The sequence below is a fragment of the Streptomyces sp. NPDC030809 genome (assembly GCF_055572195.1).
This window is the reverse complement of the sequence record NZ_JBVIDV010000027.1, coordinates 67630-86154: the sequence shown is the minus strand read 5'-3', so window position 1 is coordinate 86154 and position 18525 is coordinate 67630. Positions and strand designations below refer to the sequence as shown.

At 72.0% G+C, this 18525-nt stretch carries 14 protein-coding genes and 1 pseudogene; 14 read left to right on the top strand and 1 reads right to left on the bottom strand.

The window, feature by feature from the left end; translation table 11 throughout:
* Positions 1 to 9 precede the first annotated feature (9 nt).
* The 13 genes from ACZ407_RS29610 (at position 10) to ACZ407_RS29550 (ending at position 14318) form a co-directional block, all read left to right on the top strand.
* The gene (locus ACZ407_RS29610; RefSeq protein ID WP_468133592.1) at positions 10 to 1698 is read left to right on the top strand and encodes a UDP-N-acetylmuramoyl-L-alanyl-D-glutamate--2,6-diaminopimelate ligase; all 1689 of its coding nucleotides are present in this window, start codon (positions 10 to 12) and stop codon (positions 1696 to 1698) included.
* Positions 1695 to 3125, top strand: a complete 1431-nt coding sequence (locus ACZ407_RS29605; protein ID WP_468133590.1) for a UDP-N-acetylmuramoyl-tripeptide--D-alanyl-D-alanine ligase — start codon at positions 1695 to 1697, stop codon at positions 3123 to 3125. The genes ACZ407_RS29610 and ACZ407_RS29605 overlap by 4 nt, the downstream gene beginning before the upstream one ends.
* The gene (mraY, locus tag ACZ407_RS29600) at positions 3122 to 4192 is read left to right on the top strand and encodes a phospho-N-acetylmuramoyl-pentapeptide-transferase (RefSeq protein ID WP_468133588.1); all 1071 of its coding nucleotides are present in this window, start codon (positions 3122 to 3124) and stop codon (positions 4190 to 4192) included. Before ACZ407_RS29605 ends, mraY begins: the two co-directional genes overlap by 4 nt.
* Positions 4174 to 5613 (top strand): UDP-N-acetylmuramoyl-L-alanine--D-glutamate ligase, encoded by a 1440-nt coding sequence (gene murD / locus ACZ407_RS29595; protein WP_468133586.1) that lies wholly within the window; start codon positions 4174 to 4176, stop codon positions 5611 to 5613. The genes mraY and murD overlap by 19 nt, the downstream gene beginning before the upstream one ends.
* 55 nt (positions 5614 to 5668) lie before the next feature.
* Positions 5669 to 7048, top strand: a complete 1380-nt coding sequence (ftsW, locus tag ACZ407_RS29590; protein ID WP_468133584.1) for a putative lipid II flippase FtsW — start codon at positions 5669 to 5671, stop codon at positions 7046 to 7048.
* 6 nt (positions 7049 to 7054) lie between these two features.
* Positions 7055 to 8149, top strand: coding sequence for an undecaprenyldiphospho-muramoylpentapeptide beta-N-acetylglucosaminyltransferase (murG, locus tag ACZ407_RS29585; protein ID WP_468133582.1), 1095 nt, complete (start codon positions 7055 to 7057; stop codon positions 8147 to 8149).
* A gap of 40 nt (positions 8150 to 8189) precedes the next feature.
* Complete coding sequence (locus ACZ407_RS29580; RefSeq protein ID WP_468133580.1) at positions 8190 to 8984, top strand: cell division protein FtsQ/DivIB; 795 nt, start codon at positions 8190 to 8192, stop codon at positions 8982 to 8984.
* A 286-nt stretch (positions 8985 to 9270) separates the two neighbouring features.
* Complete coding sequence (ftsZ, locus tag ACZ407_RS29575; RefSeq protein ID WP_468133578.1) at positions 9271 to 10488, top strand: cell division protein FtsZ; 1218 nt, start codon at positions 9271 to 9273, stop codon at positions 10486 to 10488.
* Entirely contained in the window at positions 10485 to 11219 is a 735-nt protein-coding gene (pgeF, locus tag ACZ407_RS29570; RefSeq protein ID WP_468133576.1) for a peptidoglycan editing factor PgeF, read from the top strand. The genes ftsZ and pgeF overlap by 4 nt, the downstream gene beginning before the upstream one ends.
* Complete coding sequence (locus ACZ407_RS29565) at positions 11220 to 11939, top strand: YggS family pyridoxal phosphate-dependent enzyme (protein WP_468133574.1); 720 nt, start codon at positions 11220 to 11222, stop codon at positions 11937 to 11939.
* A 150-nt stretch (positions 11940 to 12089) separates the two neighbouring features.
* Positions 12090 to 12698, top strand: coding sequence for a cell division protein SepF (locus tag ACZ407_RS29560; protein ID WP_468133572.1), 609 nt, complete (start codon positions 12090 to 12092; stop codon positions 12696 to 12698).
* 95 nt (positions 12699 to 12793) lie between these two features.
* A complete protein-coding gene (locus tag ACZ407_RS29555; RefSeq protein WP_468133570.1) occupies positions 12794 to 13084 on the top strand; it encodes a YggT family protein in 291 nt (96 codons plus the stop codon).
* Positions 13085 to 13154: 70 nt separating this feature from the next.
* Positions 13155 to 14318: a DivIVA domain-containing protein gene (locus ACZ407_RS29550; protein ID WP_468133568.1), complete on the top strand. Its 1164-nt coding sequence runs from the start codon at positions 13155 to 13157 to the stop codon at positions 14316 to 14318.
* A 232-nt stretch (positions 14319 to 14550) separates the two neighbouring features.
* Here ACZ407_RS29550 and ileS read toward each other — a convergent pair whose 3' ends face one another.
* Positions 14551 to 17709, bottom strand: coding sequence for an isoleucine--tRNA ligase (gene ileS / locus ACZ407_RS29545; RefSeq protein WP_468133566.1), 3159 nt, complete (start codon positions 17707 to 17709; stop codon positions 14551 to 14553).
* Between the two features lie 591 nt (positions 17710 to 18300).
* Here ileS and ACZ407_RS29540 point away from each other — a divergent pair.
* A pseudogene (locus ACZ407_RS29540) lies at positions 18301 to 18525 on the top strand (hypothetical protein); the annotation flags it as partial.

Below are 18525 nucleotides of genomic sequence, written 5' to 3'. Positions count from 1 at the left end.
GGCACCACCGTGACGACGATCACCCAGGACCCCGGGAACCACCGCGCCCCGGGCCCCTCGATTCCCGGCGGGCCCGGTGCGCCCGGTACGCTCACCGCCGTGCCCCACGCTGATCAGCCCAGAACCGCCCAGAAAGACGCCCCGGCAGTGCCGCCGGGCGCGCCCAGGCCCGCCACGCTGCGCCCGACCCCGCTGGGCGAGCTGGCCGCGCTGCTGGGAGCAGACGTTCCGGAAGCCGCCCAGGCGGAGATCTCCGGCATCACGCACGACTCCCGGGCCGTGCGTCCCGGCGACGTGTACGCGGCCCTGCCCGGCGCCCGCGTGCACGGCGCCGACTTCGCCGCCCAGGCCGCCGGCCTCGGAGCCGCGGCCGTGCTGACCGACCCCGACGGGGCCGAGCGGGCCGCCGCCACCGGGCTGCCCGTGCTCGTGGTCCCCGACCCGCGCGGCCGGATGGGCGAGCTCGCCGCCGCGATCTACCGGCACCCGGGCCGCGAACTCCTCCAGATCGGCATCACCGGCACCTCCGGCAAGACCACCACGGCCTACCTGGTCGAGGGCGGGCTGCGCGGGGCCGGCCGCAGCACCGGACTGGTCGGCACCGTCGAGATGCGCATCGGCGACGAGCGCATCAAGTCGGAGCGGACCACCCCCGAGGCCACCGACCTCCAGGCGCTCTTCGCGGTCATGCACGAGCGCGGGGTCGAGGCCGTCGCGATGGAGGTCTCCAGCCACGCCCTGGTGCTCGGCCGCGTCGACGGCTGCGTCTTCGACGTCGCCGTCTTCAACAACCTCAGCCCGGAGCACATGGAGTTCCACTCCGGCATGGAGGACTACTACCAGGCCAAGGCGAACCTGTTCACCGAGCGCCGCAGCCGCCTGGGCGTGGTCAACCTCGACGACGAGTACGGCCGCCGGCTGGCCAAGGAGGCCACCGTCCCGGTGGTGACCTTCTCCGCCGCCGGGGACCCGGCCGCCGACTGGCGGGCCGAGGACGTGGTGTCCGGACCGGTCGGCTCCACCCTCACCCTGCTCGGCCCCGAGGGACAGCGCGTACGGGCCACCGCCCCGCTGCCCGGGCCGTTCAACGTCGCCAACACCGTCGCCGCCATCGTGACCCTCGCCGCCGCCGGGATCGACCCGCAGACGGCCGCCGACGGGGTCGCCGCGGTCCCCGGGGTCCCCGGCCGCCTGGAGCGGGTCGACGCCGGCCAGCCCTACCTGGCCGTGGTGGACTACGCGCACAAGACGGACGCCGTCGAATCGGTCCTGCGCGCCCTGCGCGAGGTCACCGAGGGCAGGCTGCACATCGTCATCGGCTGCGGCGGCGACCGCGACCAGACCAAGCGGGGCCCGATGGGCGCCGCCGCCGCCCGGCTCGCCGACACGGCCGTGCTGACCTCCGACAACCCGCGCTCCGAGGACCCGCTCGCGATCCTCGCCGCGATGTTCGAGGGCGCCGTCTCGGTGCCCGCCGGCGAGCGCGGGGACGTGCTCGTCGACCCCGACCGGGCCGCCGCCATCGCGGCCGCCGTGGCCCGCGCCCAGCCCGGCGACACCGTCCTCGTGGCCGGCAAGGGCCACGAACAGGGCCAGGACACCGCAGGCGTGGTCCGCCCCTTCGACGACCGCCAGGTGCTGCGGGCCGCCATCGAGGAGCGGCGCGCGCACACCCGACAGGCCGAGGTGAAACAGTGATCGCCCTCTCCCTCGCCGAGATCGCCGACATCACCGGCGGGCAGCTCCACGACATACCGGATCCGTCCGCGCAGGTGACGGGGACCGTCGTCTACGACTCCCGCGAGGTCGAACCGGGCAGCCTGTTCGCCGCGTTCGCGGGCGAGCACGTCGACGGCCACGACTACGCCGAGCGCGCGGTCGCCGCCGGGGCCGCCGCCGTCCTGGCCACCCGCCCGGTCGGGGTGCCCGCGATCGTGGTCCCCGACGTGGTCGCGGCCCTCGGCGCCCTGGCCGGCGCCGTCGTGGCCCGGGTCGGCGCCGACGTGGTGGCCCTGACCGGCTCGGCCGGCAAGACCTCCACCAAGGACCTGATCGCCCAGGTGCTCCAGCACCACGCGCCCACCGTGTGGACGCCGGGCAACCTGAACAACGAGATCGGCCTGCCGATCACGACCCTGCGCGCGACCGCCGAAACCCGGCACCTGGTGCTGGAGATGGGCGCCCGCGGGATCGGCCACATCCGCTACCTGGCCGGGCTGACCCCGCCCCGCATCGGCCTCGTCCTGAACGTGGGCACCGCCCACATCGGCGAGTTCGGCGGCCGCGAGGCCATCGCCGTGGCCAAGGGCGAGCTGGTCGAGGCCCTCCCCTCCGAGGCCGAGGGCGGAGTCGCCGTCCTCAACGCCGACGACCTCCTGGTCCGCGCCATGTCCGCCCGTACGAAGGCCCGTACGGTGCTCTTCGGCGAGGCCGAGGACGCCGACGTGCGCGCCACCGAGGTCCGCCTGAACCCCCAGGGACAGCCCTGCTTCACGCTCCACACACCCACCGGGTGCAGCGAGGTGACCTTGCGGCTGTACGGTGAGCACCACGTGTCGAACGCGCTCGCCGCGGCCGCCGTGGCCCATGTCGTGGGCATGTCCGCCCAGGAGATCGCGGTCGCGCTCTCGCAGGCGGGCACGCTCTCGAAGTGGCGCATGGAGGTCACCGAGCGCGCGGACGGCGTGACGGTCGTCAACGACGCCTACAACGCGAACCCCGAGTCCATGCGGGCGGCGCTGCGCGCGCTGGTCGCCATGGGCGGCGCCACCAAGGCGCAGGGGGGGCGCACGTGGGCGGTGCTCGGTCCCATGGCCGAGCTCGGTGACGATTCGCTCGCCGAACACGACGCGGTCGGACGGCTTGTCGTCCGGCTCAACGTGAGCAAGCTCGTGGCAGTCGGGGGCCGGGAAGCGTCCTGGCTGCAACTGGGCGCATATAACGAGGGTTCGTGGGGTGAGGAGTCGGTGCTCGTGTCCGACGCGCAGGCGGCGGTCGACCTGTTGCGCAGTGAACTGCGCCCGGGAGACGTCGTGCTGGTGAAGGCTTCCAGGTCGGCCGGTCTGGAGCGGGTCGCACAGGCGCTGCTCGACGGCGCTGCCGAGGGCGAGGTCGCCGGCCGATGAGGCAGATCCTGTTCGCGGGTGTCATCGGTATGTTCCTCACCGTCATCGGCACCCCCCTGCTCATCAAGCTGCTGGCCCGCAAGGGCTACGGCCAGTTCATCCGGGACGACGGCCCCCGCGGCCACGCCGGCAAGAAGGGCACGCCCACCATGGGCGGCATCTCCTTCATCCTGGCGACGCTCATCGCGTACGCCCTGACGAAGGTGATCACCTCCAGCGAGCCGACGTTCTCCGGCCTGCTGGTGCTCTTCCTCATGGCCGGCATGGGCCTGGTGGGCTTCCTCGACGACTACATCAAGATCGTCAAGCAGCGTTCGCTCGGCCTGCGCGCCAAGGCGAAGATGGCCGGCCAGCTGATCGTCGGCATCGCCTTCGCAGTGCTCGCGCTCCAGTTCTCCGACTCCCGCGGGCTCGCCCCGGCGTCCACGAAGCTGTCCTTCGTGACGGACTTCGGCTGGGCCATCGGCCCCGTCCTGTTCGTGGTCTGGGCGCTGTTCATGATCCTCGCCATGTCGAACGGCGTGAACCTCACCGACGGCCTCGACGGCCTCGCGACCGGCGCCTCGGTCATGGTCTTCGGCGCCTACACGTTCATCGGCGTCTGGCAGTACCAGGAGTCCTGCGCCAACGCGGAGACCCTGACCAACCCGGCCGCCTGCTTCGAGGTGCGCGACCCGCTGGACCTCGCCGTCGTCGCCTCCGCCCTCATGGGCGCCTGCTTCGGCTTCCTGTGGTGGAACACCTCGCCCGCCAAGATCTTCATGGGCGACACCGGTTCCCTCGCACTCGGCGGCGCGCTCGCGGGTCTGGCGATCTGCTCCCGCACCGAGCTGCTCCTCGCCCTCCTCGGCGGCCTGTTCGTCCTCATCACGATGTCCGTGGTCATCCAGGTCGGCTCCTTCCGCCTCACCGGCAAGCGGGTCTTCCGGATGGCACCGCTCCAGCACCACTTCGAACTCAAGGGCTGGTCCGAAGTCCTCGTCGTGGTCCGGTTCTGGATCATCCAGGGCATGTGCGTCATCGTCGGCCTCGGCCTCTTCTACGCAGGATGGGCAGCAGAGAAGTGACCTCCTGGCAGGGCATGAACATCACCGTCGCCGGCCTCGGCGTGAGCGGCATCAGCGCCGCCCGCGCCCTGGCCGGCCTCGGCGCCCGCGTGACCGTGGTCGACGCCGGGGACGGCGAAGCCCTGCGGGAACGCGCCGCCGAACTGGCCGGAGCGGGCATCCAGGTGCGCCTCGGCGACGCCGAGACCCTGCCCGAGGGCACCGAACTCGTGGTCACCTCGCCCGGCTGGAAGCCCGGCGGCCCGCTCTTCACCGCGGCCGCGGCCGCCGGGGTGGACGTGGTCGGCGACGTGGAGATCGCCTGGCGGCTGCGCGGCCCCGACGCCCCGCCGTGGCTCGCGGTCACCGGCACCAACGGCAAGACCACGACCACCCAGATGCTCGCCTCGATCCTGCGGGCCGCCGGACTGCGCACCGCCGCCGTCGGCAACATCGGCACCCCGATCGTGGACGTGGTCCTCGGCACCGACCCCGAGTACCGCGACCTCGACGTGCTCGCCGTCGAGCTCTCCAGCTACCAGCTGCACTGGGCCCCCTCGGTGCGCGCCCACTCCGCGGCCGTGCTGAACCTCGCCCCCGACCACCTCGACTGGCACGGCTCCATGGAGGCGTACGCCGCCGACAAGGGCCGCATCTACGAGGGCAACACCGTCGCCTGCGTCTACAACGTGGCGGACAAGGCCACCGAGGACCTGGTCGTCGAGGCCGACGTGGTCGAGGGCTGCCGCGCCATCGGCTTCACCCTCGGCGCCCCGGGCCCCTCCATGCTCGGCGTCGTCGACGGCATCCTCGTGGACCGCGCCTTCGTCGAGAACCGGCAGAAGAACGCCCAGGAGCTCGCCGAGGTCTCCGACGTCCACCCCCCGGCCCCGCACAACATCGCCAACGCCCTCGCCGCGGCCGCCCTGGCCCGCGCCTTCGGCGTGGAGCCGCGCGCGGTCCGCGACGGACTGCGCGACTTCCGCCCCGACGCGCACCGCATCGCGCACGTGGCCGATGTCGCCGGCGTCGCGTACGTGGACGACTCCAAGGCCACCAACACCCACGCGGCCGAAGCCTCCCTCGCCGCGTACGAGCCCGTGGTCTGGATCGCCGGCGGGCTCGCCAAGGGCGCCACCTTCGACGAGCTGGTCGCCAACTCCGCCAAGCGGCTGCGCGGCGCGGTGCTGATCGGCGCGGACCGGGCCCTGATCCGCGAAGCGCTCGCGCGACACGCCCCGGAAGTCCCGGTGGTCGACCTCGACCGGACCGACACTGGGGCGATGCTTGCGGCGGTCCGGGAAGCGGCCCGGCTCGCAGAGCCCGGCGACACGGTCCTGCTGGCCCCCGCCTGCGCCTCGATGGACATGTTCGTGAACTACGGCCGGCGCGGCGACGCCTTCGCCGAGGCCGTACGCGAACTGGCCGCCGAGAGCGCCTAGGTCAGGGGCAGGGTCTGTCCGTGCCGGCTGCTCGTACGAGTGGAGGGGAACAGACATGCAGCGCGTGGCGGTGGGCGCAGGGCGGCGGCCGTCCGTACCGAAGGCCCAGGGGCGCAAGCGGCCCGCGAGGTCCCCGAGGTCCTCGCGGCCGGGCCCGTCCGGCCGCGGTCCCGTCGAGCGGATCCGGCGCACCTACCGGCAGTTGCGCCGGACCTGGGACCGGCCGCTCACCGCGTACTACCTGATCTTCGGCAGCGGTCTGCTGATCACCGTGCTCGGCCTGATCATGGTGTACTCCGCGTCGATGATCAAAGCGCTCCAGCTGGGCCTGTCCGCCTCGTACTTCTTCCAGAAGCAGTTCTTCGCGGCGGCCCTCGGCACCGGGCTCCTGCTCGCCGCCTCCCGGATGCCCGTGAAGCTGCACCGGGCGCTGGCCTACCCGGCGCTCGCCGGCACCGTCTTCCTGATGGTGCTGGTGCAGATCCCCGGGATAGGGGTCGCCATCAACGGGAACCAGAACTGGATCTCCCTGGGCGGCCCGTTCATGCTCCAGCCCAGCGAGTTCGGCAAGCTGGCCCTCATCCTGTGGGGGGCGGACCTGCTGGCCCGCAAGGGCGAGAAGCAGCTCCTGAGCCAGTGGAAGCACCTGCTGGTGCCGCTGGTCCCGGTCGCCTTCCTGCTGCTCGGGCTGATCATGCTCGGCGGGGACATGGGCACCGCCATCATCTTCACGGCCATCCTCTTCGGACTGCTGTGGGTGGCCGGCGCCCCGACCCGGCTCTTCGTCGGCGTGCTGGCCGCCGCCGGACTCATCGTCGCCGTGCTCATCAAGACCAGCCCGCACCGCATGGAGCGGCTCGCCTGCATCGGCGCCACCGACATCGGACCCGAGGGCGGCCCCGACTGCTACCAGGCCGTTCACGGGATCTTCGCCCTGGCCTCCGGCGGCTGGTTCGGCTCGGGCCTCGGTGCGAGTGTGGAAAAATGGGGACAACTGCCCGAAGCCCACACCGACTTCATCTTCGCCATCACCGGGGAGGAACTGGGCCTGGCGGGGACGCTGTCGGTGCTCGCCCTGTTCGCGGCTCTAGGCTATGCGGGTATCCGCGTGGCCGGACGCACGGAGGACTCCTTCGTCAGGTATGCCGCGGGAGGCGTGACCACCTGGATCACGGCCCAGGCCGTGATCAACATCGGTGCGGTGCTCGGTCTGCTGCCGATCGCCGGAGTCCCGCTCCCGCTGTTCTCCTACGGAGGGTCGGCCCTGCTGCCGACCATGTTCGCGGTCGGACTGCTCATCGCCTTCGCGCGCGAGGAGCCCGCCGCGCGCGCGGCCCTCGCGATGCGACAGCCGAAGACCGGCTGGCGGCGGACCGGGCTGAGATGGAAGTCGATGAGACGGCGCGTCAAGAAGCGTCCGTCCGGAGAGCGGTGAATTTCGGTGCATGTCGTACTCGCCGGTGGGGGGACCGCCGGCCACATCGAGCCGGCGCTCGCCCTTGCGGACGCCCTGCGCAGGCAGGACCCGACCGTGGGCATCACGGCCCTCGGCACGGAACGCGGCCTTGAAACCCGCCTGGTGCCCGAACGCGGCTACGAACTCGGGCTCATCCCCGCCGTGCCGTTGCCCCGCAAGCCCACCCCCGAGCTGATCACCGTTCCCGGACGGCTCCGCGGCACCATCAAGGCCGCAGAGGAGATCCTGCTGCGCACCAAGGCCGACTGCGTCGTCGGCTTCGGCGGCTACGTGGCCCTGCCCGGCTACCTCGCCGCCAAGCGGCTCGGCGTCCCGATCATCGTGCACGAGGCCAACGCCCGGCCCGGCCTCGCCAACAAGATCGGCTCCCGCTACGCCGCCGCCGTCGCGGTCTCCACCCCCGACAGCAAGCTGCGCGGGGCCCGTTACGTGGGCATCCCGCTGCGCCGCTCCATCGCCACGCTCGACCGCGCCGCGTCCCGCCCCGAAGCCCGCGCCGCCTTCGGCCTCGACCCGAACCTGCCGACCCTCCTGGTCTCCGGCGGCTCGCAGGGCGCCCGCCGCCTCAACGAGGTCGTCCAGCAGATCGCCCCGGCCCTCCAGCGCTCGGGCATCCAGATCCTGCACGCGGTCGGCCCCAAGAACGAACTGCCGCGTGTCGACAACATGCCCGGGATGCCGCCGTACGTCCCGGTACCGTACGTGGACCGGATGGACCTCGCGTACGCCGCCGCCGACATGATGCTGTGCCGGGCGGGCGCGATGACCGTCGCCGAACTCTCCGCCGTCGGGCTCCCCGCCGCCTACGTCCCGCTGCCGATCGGCAACGGGGAGCAGCGGCTCAACGCCCAGCCGGTGGTCAAGGCCGGCGGCGGCCTGCTCGTCGACGACGCGGAGCTCACCCCGGAATGGGTCCAGAGCCAGGTCCTCCCGGTGCTCTCGGACCCGCACCGGCTGTACGAGATGTCCCGTGCCGCCGCCGAGTTCGGCCGCCGGGACGCCGACGAGCTGCTGGTCGGCATGGTGTACGAGGCGATCGCCGAGCACAGGAACCGCTGACGCCCGAGCCGCGGAAGCACGAACGCAGGAGGCGACAGGAGTGGCCGGACCCACGACCGCGCACCGCGGTGGCACCAAGGCGGCGGGCAGGACTCCCGAGCCGCCCGCTCCCGGCCGCCGGAGAGGAGCCCGGTCCCGCCGAATCGCCCTGGTCGCCGCCCTGGCCGCCGCCGCCCTGCTCGCGGGCGGCGGCGCCTGGGTGCTCTACGGGTCCGACTGGCTGCGCGTCGAGCACATCGGCGTCACCGGGACCGAAGTGCTGACCACCGCGCAGGTGGCCGCGGCCGCGGCCGTTCCGCTCGGCGCCCCGCTGGCGAGCGTGGACACCGAGGAGATCGAGGGCCGGGTGCGCGGAGCGCTGCCCCGCATCGACACGGTGGACGTGGTCCGCGCCTGGCCGCACGGCATCGGGCTGAAGGTCACCGAGCGCAAACCGGTCCTGCTCGTCAGAAAGGGCGGCGAATACGTGGAAGTCGACGCCGAGGGTGTGCGATTCGCCACGGTGCCCAAGGCCCCGGCGGGAGTTCCCGAACTCCTGCTGGACGCAAGGGAGTCGCCGAGCCTGCGCCGCTTCGGCGAGGACCGGCTGCTGCACGAGGCGGTGGGGATCGCCGGCGACCTCCCGCGCGCGGTGGCCGCGGACACCCGGAGGATGCGGGTCCGCTCGTACGATTCCGTCGTACTGGAGTTGACCGGCGGCCGTTCGGTCGTATGGGGGAGCTCCGAACAGGGGGAGTCCAAGGCGCGTGCGCTGACCGCTCTGATGAAGGCGGCACCGGGTGCGGCAGAGTTCGACGTGAGCGCTCCCACCGCCCCCGCGGTCTCCGGGAGTTGACGCGAGGTCGAACAGCGGCGCACCCTGGTTGGCCAGCGATCCGGGTGATCACATAGGGTGAAAAGAAAAACGGGAGGTTCGGCGTGTTCGTTGAACGCGCGCCGCTTGTCGACTTAGTGTCCTGTTCGGAAGAGTCCAAGGAACAGACACACAGTTAACCCTAAACTTAAGGGTTAGGGTTCGGGTCGGCAGCCGCGCTGTCGGACCGCCCCCGTTTTCGGCATCAGTCGTCGCACCGCAAGCCTGCGAGGCGGCGACACGTAACTCGAGGCGAGAGGCCTTCGACGTGGCAGCACCGCAGAACTACCTCGCAGTCATCAAGGTCATCGGTGTCGGCGGCGGTGGTGTCAATGCCATCAACCGGATGATCGAGGTCGGTCTCAAGGGCGTCGAGTTCATCGCCATCAACACGGACGCGCAGGCGCTGTTGATGAGCGACGCCGACGTCAAGCTCGACGTCGGCCGCGAACTGACCCGCGGCCTCGGCGCCGGGGCCAACCCGGCAGTCGGCCGCAAGGCGGCAGAAGACCACCGCGAGGAGATCGAGGAGGTCCTCAAGGGGGCCGACATGGTCTTCGTGACCGCCGGCGAGGGCGGCGGCACCGGTACCGGCGGCGCGCCCGTCGTCGCGAACATCGCCCGCTCGCTCGGCGCCCTGACGATCGGCGTGGTCACCCGCCCGTTCACGTTCGAGGGCCGCCGCCGCGCGAACCAGGCGGAGGACGGCATCGCCGAGCTCCGCGAAGAGGTCGACACCCTCATCGTCATCCCGAACGACCGGCTGCTGTCCATCTCGGACCGCCAGGTCAGCGTGCTCGACGCCTTCAAGTCGGCCGACCAGGTCCTGCTGTCCGGCGTCCAGGGCATCACCGACCTCATCACCACCCCGGGCCTGATCAACCTCGACTTCGCCGACGTCAAGTCCGTGATGTCCGAGGCCGGGTCGGCCCTCATGGGCATCGGCTCGGCCCGCGGCGACGACCGCGCGGTGGCCGCCGCGGAGATGGCGATCTCCTCCCCGCTGCTGGAGGCGTCCATCGACGGCGCCCGCGGAGTCCTCCTCTCCATCTCCGGCGGCTCCGACCTCGGACTCTTCGAGATCAACGAGGCCGCCCAGCTGGTCAGCGAGGCCGCCCACCCCGAGGCGAACATCATCTTCGGCGCCGTCATCGACGACGCCCTGGGCGACGAGGTGCGGGTCACCGTCATCGCGGCCGGCTTCGACGGCGGACAGCCGCCGGCCCGCCGGGACAACGTGATCGGCGCCGCCTCCACCAAGCGCGAGGAGCCCCCGGCCCCGGTCCGCGCCCCCGAGCCCCCGCGGCCCGCCTTCGGCGGACTCGGCTCGGTCACCCCGCGCGAGGAGCCCCCGGTCCCGGTCGAGCCGGCCCCCGTCGCCGAGGTGCCGGTGGTCCCCGTGGCCCCGGCCCCCCAGGTCCCGACGGCCCGTCCCTACCAGGACAGCCCCGCCGAAGAGCTGGATGTCCCGGACTTCTTGAAGTGATAAGCGAGCAGCACACCGCGAACGGCGCCCACTTCGCCTTCACCGACCGGTGGGGCGGGGTGAGCGCCGTTCCGTACGAGGAGCTCAATCTCGGCGGCGCCGTCGGGGACGACCCCGCCGCCGTCCTGGCCAACCGGACGCGGGCGGCGCAGTCCCTCGGCCTCGACCCCGGGCTCGTGGTCTGGATGAACCAGGTGCACGGCCGCGAGGTGGCCGTGGTCGACGGGCCCTGGGGCGAAGGTGCGCCGGTCCCCTCCGTGGACGCGGTGGTCACCGCCCGCCGCGGACTGGCCCTCGCCGTCCTCACCGCCGACTGCACCCCCGTCCTGCTGGCCGACCCCGTCGCCGGGGTGGCGGCCGCCGCCCACGCGGGGCGGCCCGGGCTGGTGGCGGGAGTGGTGCCGGCCGCCGTCGAGGCGATGACCGCCCTGGGCGCCGACCCGGCCCGGATCACCGCCCGTACCGGCCCCGCCGTCTGCGGCCGCTGCTACGAAGTCCCGGCCGCGATGCGGGACGAGGTCGCGGCCGCGGTGCCCGAGGCCTACGCGGAGACCAGCTGGGGAACCCCCGCCGTGGACGTGGTCGCCGGGGTGCACGCGCAGCTGGCGGCCCTGGGGGTGGCGGACCGGCAGCGGTCCCCGCACTGCACCCTCGAATCCCGCGACCACTTCTCGTACCGCCGCGACCGGGTCACCGGGCGGCTTGCCGGATATGTCTGGTTGGACAGTTAGATGACGGACCGTAAGTCGGAGCTCGCCGCGAACCTGGCGCGGGTGGAGGAGCGCATCTCGTCCGCCTGCTCGGCCGCCGGACGCAAGCGGGAAGAGGTGACGCTCATCGTCGTCACCAAGACCTACCCCGCAAGTGACGTACGGCTGCTGGCGGAGCTGGGCGTCCGTCATGTGGCGGAGAACAAGGACCAGGACGCCGCCCCCAAGGCCGCGGCCTGCGCGGATCTGCCGCTGACCTGGCACTTCGTCGGTCAGTTGCAGACGAACAAGGTCCGTTCCGTGGCCGGATATGCGCATGTCGTGCAATCCGTGGACCGCCCGAAGCTCGTCACCGCCCTCTCCGGAGCGGCCGAGCGGGCCGGCCGGGAGCTCGGCTGCCTGATCCAGGTGGCGCTGGACGCGGAGAGCGGGACCCGGGGGGCGCGCGGCGGCGCCGCCCCCGACCAGATCGACGAGCTGGCACGGCTCGTGACGGATGCTCCGGGACTGCGCCTCGACGGGCTCATGACGGTGGCTCCGTTGTCCGGCCCCTACGCCGGACGCGAACAGGCCGCGTTCGAGCAGCTGATGGAATTGTCATCACGCCTGCGCACCGCTCATCCGACTGCCACGATGGTCTCGGCGGGCATGAGCGGTGACCTCGAACGGGCCGTGGCGGCCGGGGCGACACATGTGCGCGTCGGTACTGCGGTACTCGGAGACCGACCCCGCCTCGGGTAACGTCGCCAAGCAAGTCGGACCACAGCAGAAAATATGGTCAATCCCACTGATCGGCGGGCAGACCACGTGGATCGCGGGCACTTGGCGCCTTGGTGACAAAAGTGACACTGGCGGCAGGCCGATCCACCACAGAGCGGGAGGACTCAGAGCATGGCCGGCGCGATGCGCAAGATGGCCGTCTACCTCGGCCTCGTGGAGGACGATGGATACGACGGTCCGGGGTTCGACCCCGACGACGAGTTCGAGCCCGAGCCCGAACCGGAACGGGACCGCCGGCGGCACCAGCCTCCGCATCAGCCCGCACAACAGGACGAACCGGTACGAGCCGTCCAGCCGCCGGCACCCCGCGAACCGGTCTCCGTACCGGTGGAAAGCGGACGTCCGGCGCGAATCGCCCCCGTGGCATCCATCACACCTGAACGACCGAGCCTGGAGAAGAACGCCCCCGTGATCATGCCCAAGGTCGTGTCCGAGCGGGAGCCGTACCGCATCACGACGCTGCACCCCCGGACCTACAACGAGGCCCGTACCATCGGGGAACACTTCCGCGAGGGCACCCCCGTGATCATGAATCTGACCGAGATGGACGACACGGATGCGAAGCGACTTGTCGACTTTGCGGCCGGTCTCGTCTTCGGCCTGCATGGCAGCATTGAACGCGTGACTCAGAAGGTGTTCCTGCTGTCTCCTGCTAACGTCGATGTCACGGCGGAGGACAAGGCCCGTATTGCAGAGGGCGGGTTCTTCAACCAGAGCTAGACAGGTTTCCGGCCTCGGGGCCGGAAGGACACCGGGAAAGAACGGCCCGGCCGACCTCGGCCGGGCGGCGAGAGCAGGGGAGAGGGAAGCGCGGGATGGGCGTCGCACTGCAGGTGGTCTACATCGTGCTGATGTGCTTCCTCATCGTGCTGATCTTCCGGCTGGTGATGGACTACGTCTTCCAGTTCGCACGTTCATGGGAACCCGGCAAGGCGATGGTGGTCGTTCTGGAGGCCACCTACACTGTCACCGATCCACCGCTCAAGCTTCTTCGGCGGTTCATTCCGCCGTTGCGTCTCGGGGGCGTGGCACTCGACCTGTCCTTCTTCGTTCTGATGATCATCGTCTACATCCTGATCTCCATCGTGAGCGGCTTCGCGAGATGACCGAGGTGAGGATGAGCGCGGACGATACGGTCTTGCCGACTGCCGACGACTACGTAGAGGTGAAGAAGACATGCCGCTGACCCCCGAGGACGTGCGGAACAAGCAGTTCACGACCGTCCGCCTCCGAGAAGGCTATGACGAGGACGAGGTCGATGCCTTTCTCGACGAGGTCGAGGCCGAACTGACCCGCCTGCTGCGCGAGAACGAGGACCTGCGGGCGAAGCTGGCCGCCGCCACGCGTGCCGCCGCGCAGAACCAGCAGCAGCAGAACATGCGCAAGCCGGAACCGCAGGACCAGCGCGGCCCGGCCGGCCCCGGCGCGCCCGTGCCCGCCGCCATATCCGGCCCGCCGGTCCAGCAGCAGCCCCCGCAGATGGGCCCGCCCCAGCTGCCGGGCGGCGCCCCGCAGCTTCCGCCCGGCCCCGGCGGACACGGTCCCCAGGGTCCCGGCCCGATGGGCGGCCCCATGGGCGGCCCGATGCAGCACCCGATGGGCGGCCAGCCGTCCATGGGCGGCCAGAACCCGATGGGCCAGCCCATGGGTCAGCCGATGCAGCAGCCCCCCATGCAGCAGCCTCCGATGCAGCAGCCGATGGGCCACCAGCCGCCGCAGCTTCCGCAGGGCGGTCAGGGCCCCGGCGGCGACAGCGCCGCGCGTGTCCTCTCGCTCGCGCAGCAGACCGCCGACCAGGCGATCGCGGAGGCCCGTTCCGAGGCCAACAAGATCGTCGGCGAGGCGCGCTCGCGCGCCGAGGGCCTGGAGCGGGACGCCCGCGCCAAGGCCGACGCGCTGGAGCGGGACGCGCAGGAGAAGCACCGCGTCGCGATGGGCTCCCTGGAGTCCGCCCGCGCCACGCTGGAGCGCAAGGTCGAGGACCTGCGGGGCTTCGAGCGCGAGTACCGTACGCGTCTGAAGTCCTACCTGGAGTCGCAGCTGCGCCAGCTGGAGACCCAGGCCGACGACTCGCTCGCGCCGCCGCGGACCCCCGCGACCGCCTCGCTGCCGCCGTCCCCGGCGCCGTCGATGGCTCCGGCCGGCTCCATGGGCATGGGCGGACCGTCGCCGATGGGTGCCCCGTCCCCGATGGGCGGCGCGCCGTCCTACGGCGGGCAGCAGCAGATGTCGCCGGCGATGACCCAGCCGATGGCTCCGGTGCGGCCGGCTGCGCCGCAGCCGATGCAGCAGGCGCCGTCGCCGATGCGGGGCTTCCTGATCGACGAGGACGACAACTGACGGGGCGCGCGGTGAGCGCGTAGCCGTCGGCAGGCTTGTCAGGGCCGGGCCCTGGACCCCTCACGGGATCCAGGGCCCGGCCCTTTCGGCTACCCGCCCCGCCGCGTGTCCGGGGGCTCCGCCCCCGTGCCCCCGCGCCTCAATCGCCGGCGGGGCTTGATGTGGCCCCGCGGCGCGGGGGGAAAAGGGGGCGGCGCCCCCCGGAGGGGGCGCCGCTTCGGGTGGGGGAGGGTTACGCCTTGCGGAGGCGGAAGGTCAGGGACAGGGGGGCGTCCGTGAAGGCCTCGCCGTACGTACCGTCCGCCTCGCCGGACGCGTAGTCCGTCGCGAGGACCTCGTCCGCGATGAGCGCCGCGTGGTCCGTGAGGGCCCGCGAGACCTCCGCGTCCGAGGAGGACCACCGCAGGGCGATCCGGTCGGCCACGTCGAGGCCGGAGTTCTTCCGGGCCTCCTGGATCAGGCGGATCGCGTCACGCGCCAGGCCCGCCAGCCGCAGCTCGGGGGTGATCTCCAGGTCGAGGGCCACCGTCGCGCCGGAGTCCGAGGCCACGGACCAGCCCTCGCGCGGGGTCTCCGTGATGATGACCTCCTCCGGGGAGAGGGCCACCTCCTCGCCGTCGACCGTCACGCTCGCGTTGCCGGCGCGCAGCGCCTGGGACAGGGCGGCGGCATCGGCCGCGGCCACCGCCTTCGCCACGTCCTGGACGCCCTTGCCGAAGCGCTTGCCCAGGGCCCGGAAGTTCGCCTTGGCGGTGGTGTCCACCAGCGAGCCGCCCACCTCGGACAGCGAGGCCAGCGAGGAGACGTTCAGCTCCTCCGTGATCTGGGCGTGCAGCTCGGGGGAGAGCGCCTCGAAGCCCGCGGCCGCGACCAGCGCGCGCGACAGCGGCTGGCGGGTCTTGACGCCGGACTCCGCGCGGGTGGCGCGGCCCAGCTCGACCAGCCGCCGTACCAGCACCATCTGCTGGGACAGCACCGGGTCCACGGCCGCCGTGTCGGCCTCCGGCCAGGTGGACAGGTGGACCGACTCCGGGGCCTCCGGGGTGACCGGCACGATCATGTCCTGCCAGACCCGCTCGGTGATGAACGGGGTCAGCGGGGCCATCAGCCGCGTGACCGTCTCGACCACGTCGTGCAGCGTGCGCAGCGCGGCCTTGTCGCCCTGCCAGAAGCGGCGGCGCGAGCGGCGGACGTACCAGTTCGAGAGGTCGTCGACGAACGCCGACAGGAGCTTGCCGGCGCGCTGGGTGTCGTACGCCTCCATGGCCTCGGTGACCTGGCCGACGAGCGCGTGCAGCTCGGAGAGCAGCCAGCGGTCGAGGACCGTGCGGTCCGCCGGCGCCGGGTCCGCGGCGCTCGGGGCCCACTGGGAGGTCCGGGCGTACAGGGCCTGGAAGGCGACCGTGTTCCAGTACGTGAGGAGGGTCTTGCGGACCACTTCCTGGATGGTGCCGTGGCCGACGCGGCGGGCCGCCCAGGGGGAGCCGCCGGCCGCCATGAACCAGCGGACCGCGTCCGCGCCGTGCTGGTCCATGAGCGGGATGGGCTGCAGGATGTTGCCCAGGTGCTTGGACATCTTGCGGCCGTCCTCGGCGAGGATGTGGCCCAGGCAGACCACGTTCTCGTACGAGGACTTGTCGAAGACCAGGGTGCCGACCGCCATCAGCGTGTAGAACCAGCCGCGGGTCTGGTCGATCGCCTCCGAGATGAACTGCGCCGGGTAGCGCTTCTCGAAGATCTCCTTGTTCTTGTACGGGTAGCCCCACTGCGCGAACGGCATGGAGCCCGAGTCGTACCAGGCGTCGATGACCTCGGGCACCCGGACCGCCTCCAGGGAGCAGCCCTCGGCGGTGCAGGTGAAGGTCACGTCGTCGATGTACGGGCGGTGCGGGTCCAGGGCCGAGTGGTCCTGACCGGACAGCTCGGAGAGCTCGGCGCGGGAGCCGACGCAGGTGAGGTGGCCCTCCTCGCAGCGCCAGATCGGCAGCGGGGTGCCCCAGTAGCGGTTGCGGGAGAGCGCCCAGTCGATGTTGTTGTTCAGCCAGTCGCCGAAGCGGCCCTGCTTGACCGAGTCCGGGAACCAGTTCGTCTTCTCGTTCTCCCGCAGCATCGCGTCCTTGACGGCGGTGGTGCGGATGTACCAGGAGGGCTGCGCGTAGTAGAGCAGCGCCGTGTGGCAGCGCCAGCAGTGCGGGTAGCTGTGCTCGTACGAGATGTGCTTGAACAGCAGGCCGCGGGAGTCGAGGTCCGCGGTCAGCTTCTCGTCGGCCTTCTTGAAGAAGACGCCGCCGACCAGGGGCACCTCCTCCTCGAAGGTGCCGTCGGGGCGGACCGGGTTCACGACGGGCAGGCCGTACGCGCGGCAGACCGCGAGGTCGTCGGCGCCGAAGGCCGGGGCCTGGTGGACCAGACCGGTGCCGTCCTCGGTGGTGACGTACTCGGCGTTGACCACGTAGTGGGCGGTCTCGGGGAACTCGACCAGCTCGAAGGGGCGCTGGTAGGCCCAGCGCTCCATCTCCTTGCCGGTGAAGGTCTGACCGGTGGCCTCCCAGCCCTCGCCGAGGGCCTTCTCCAGCAGCGGCCGGGCGACGACGAGCTTCTCGGAGTCCTCGTCGCCGGTACGGCGGGCGACCACGTAGGTCACGTCCGGGTGGGCGGCCACCGCGGTGTTCGAGACCAGGGTCCAGGGGGTGGTGGTCCACACGACCAGGGCGGCCTCGCCGGCGAGCGGGCCGGAGACCAGCGGGAAGCGGACGTAGACGGACGGGTCGACGACCGTCTCGTAGCCCTGGGCCAGCTCGTGGTCCGAGAGGCCGGTGCCGCAGCGCGGGCACCAGGGGGCGACGCGGTGGTCCTGGACCAGCAGGCCCTTGTTGAAGATCTCCTTCAGCGACCACCAGACGGACTCGACGTACTCCGGGTCCATGGTCCGGTACGCGTCGTCCAGGTCCACCCAGTAGCCCATGCGGGTGGTGAGCTCGGCGAAGGCGTCGGTGTGGCGGGTCACGGACTCGCGGCACTTGGCGTTGAACTCGGCGATGCCGTACGCCTCGATGTCCTGCTTGCCGTTGAAGCCGAGCTCCTTCTCGACGGCGAGCTCGACGGGCAGGCCGTGGCAGTCCCAGCCGGCCTTGCGGGCCACGTGGTAGCCGCGCATGGTGCGGAAGCGGGGGAAGACGTCCTTGAAGACGCGGGCCTCGATGTGGTGCGCGCCGGGCATGCCGTTGGCGGTCGGGGGGCCCTCGTAGAAGACCCACTCCGGGCGGCCCTCGGACTGCTCCAGGGTCTTGGCGAAGGTCTTGCTCTCCTGCCAGAACTCCAGAACGGCGTGCTCCAGGGCGGGCAGGTCGACCTGGGCGGGGACCGGGCGGTACTGCGGCGGTGTGGTCATGAGGCTGAACTCTTCCTCCGGCGGGCTGTCGTCTCCGTCCGGAGGGACGAGAGCGCGCAGCTCCCGCGGTACCACCCTCCTTGGCCGCCGGGGCGCGTGCGCGCCCGGTGGCCCCCTCATTGGGGCGCGAAGCCGGTTCTACTCGCCGTACGGGAACCTGCGGGCCCCGTGCGGGCTTTCTTCCGGCGGCTCCGGGGTGATCCTTCGCATCGCGCTCGCCCCCGGGCTCTCACCGTCCCCGGGTCGCTCCTGGCTGCGTCCGACGCTACTCGTCCCCATCCATGCCTTTCGCTGGGCCCAGTGTAAGGGCCGCGGGGCGGCTCGGCAGACCGGTTTGCGGGGGCGGGGCGCGGGGGGCGCGCGGGGGACACCGGACCTCCCCCGAATGGCCCGACGCGCCTGCGGGGGCTTCCGGCGGCCCCGGCCGGGCGGGATTACCCGGCGGCGGGCTGGGCACAAGGGAGGCAGACCCGGCCGGGCGTGTCCGGGGGCGGGTCCCGGCGGCGGCGTGCCCCGTTGCCGCGGCGCTGGAGTCGATTTATCGTCAGCACGATTCGCGTGCAAGCTCACGATATGTGAAGGGGCCGCGGCATGGTGGCGAAGAAGACCGCCGAGAAGAAGTCGGCGCCCACGGAGTCCGCCGGCGCGGCCAAGGACGTGTCGGGCAAGAAGAGCACGGCTGCGGCTGCGAGGAAGGGCGCCGCGAAGGCCGCTGCGGCCCCGCGCAAGAGCACGGCGCGCAAGGGCGCGGCGAAGGCCGCCGGCCCGGGTGCGGGTGCGGGCCCGGTGGACGGGCTGGTGCACGTGAAGGCCACG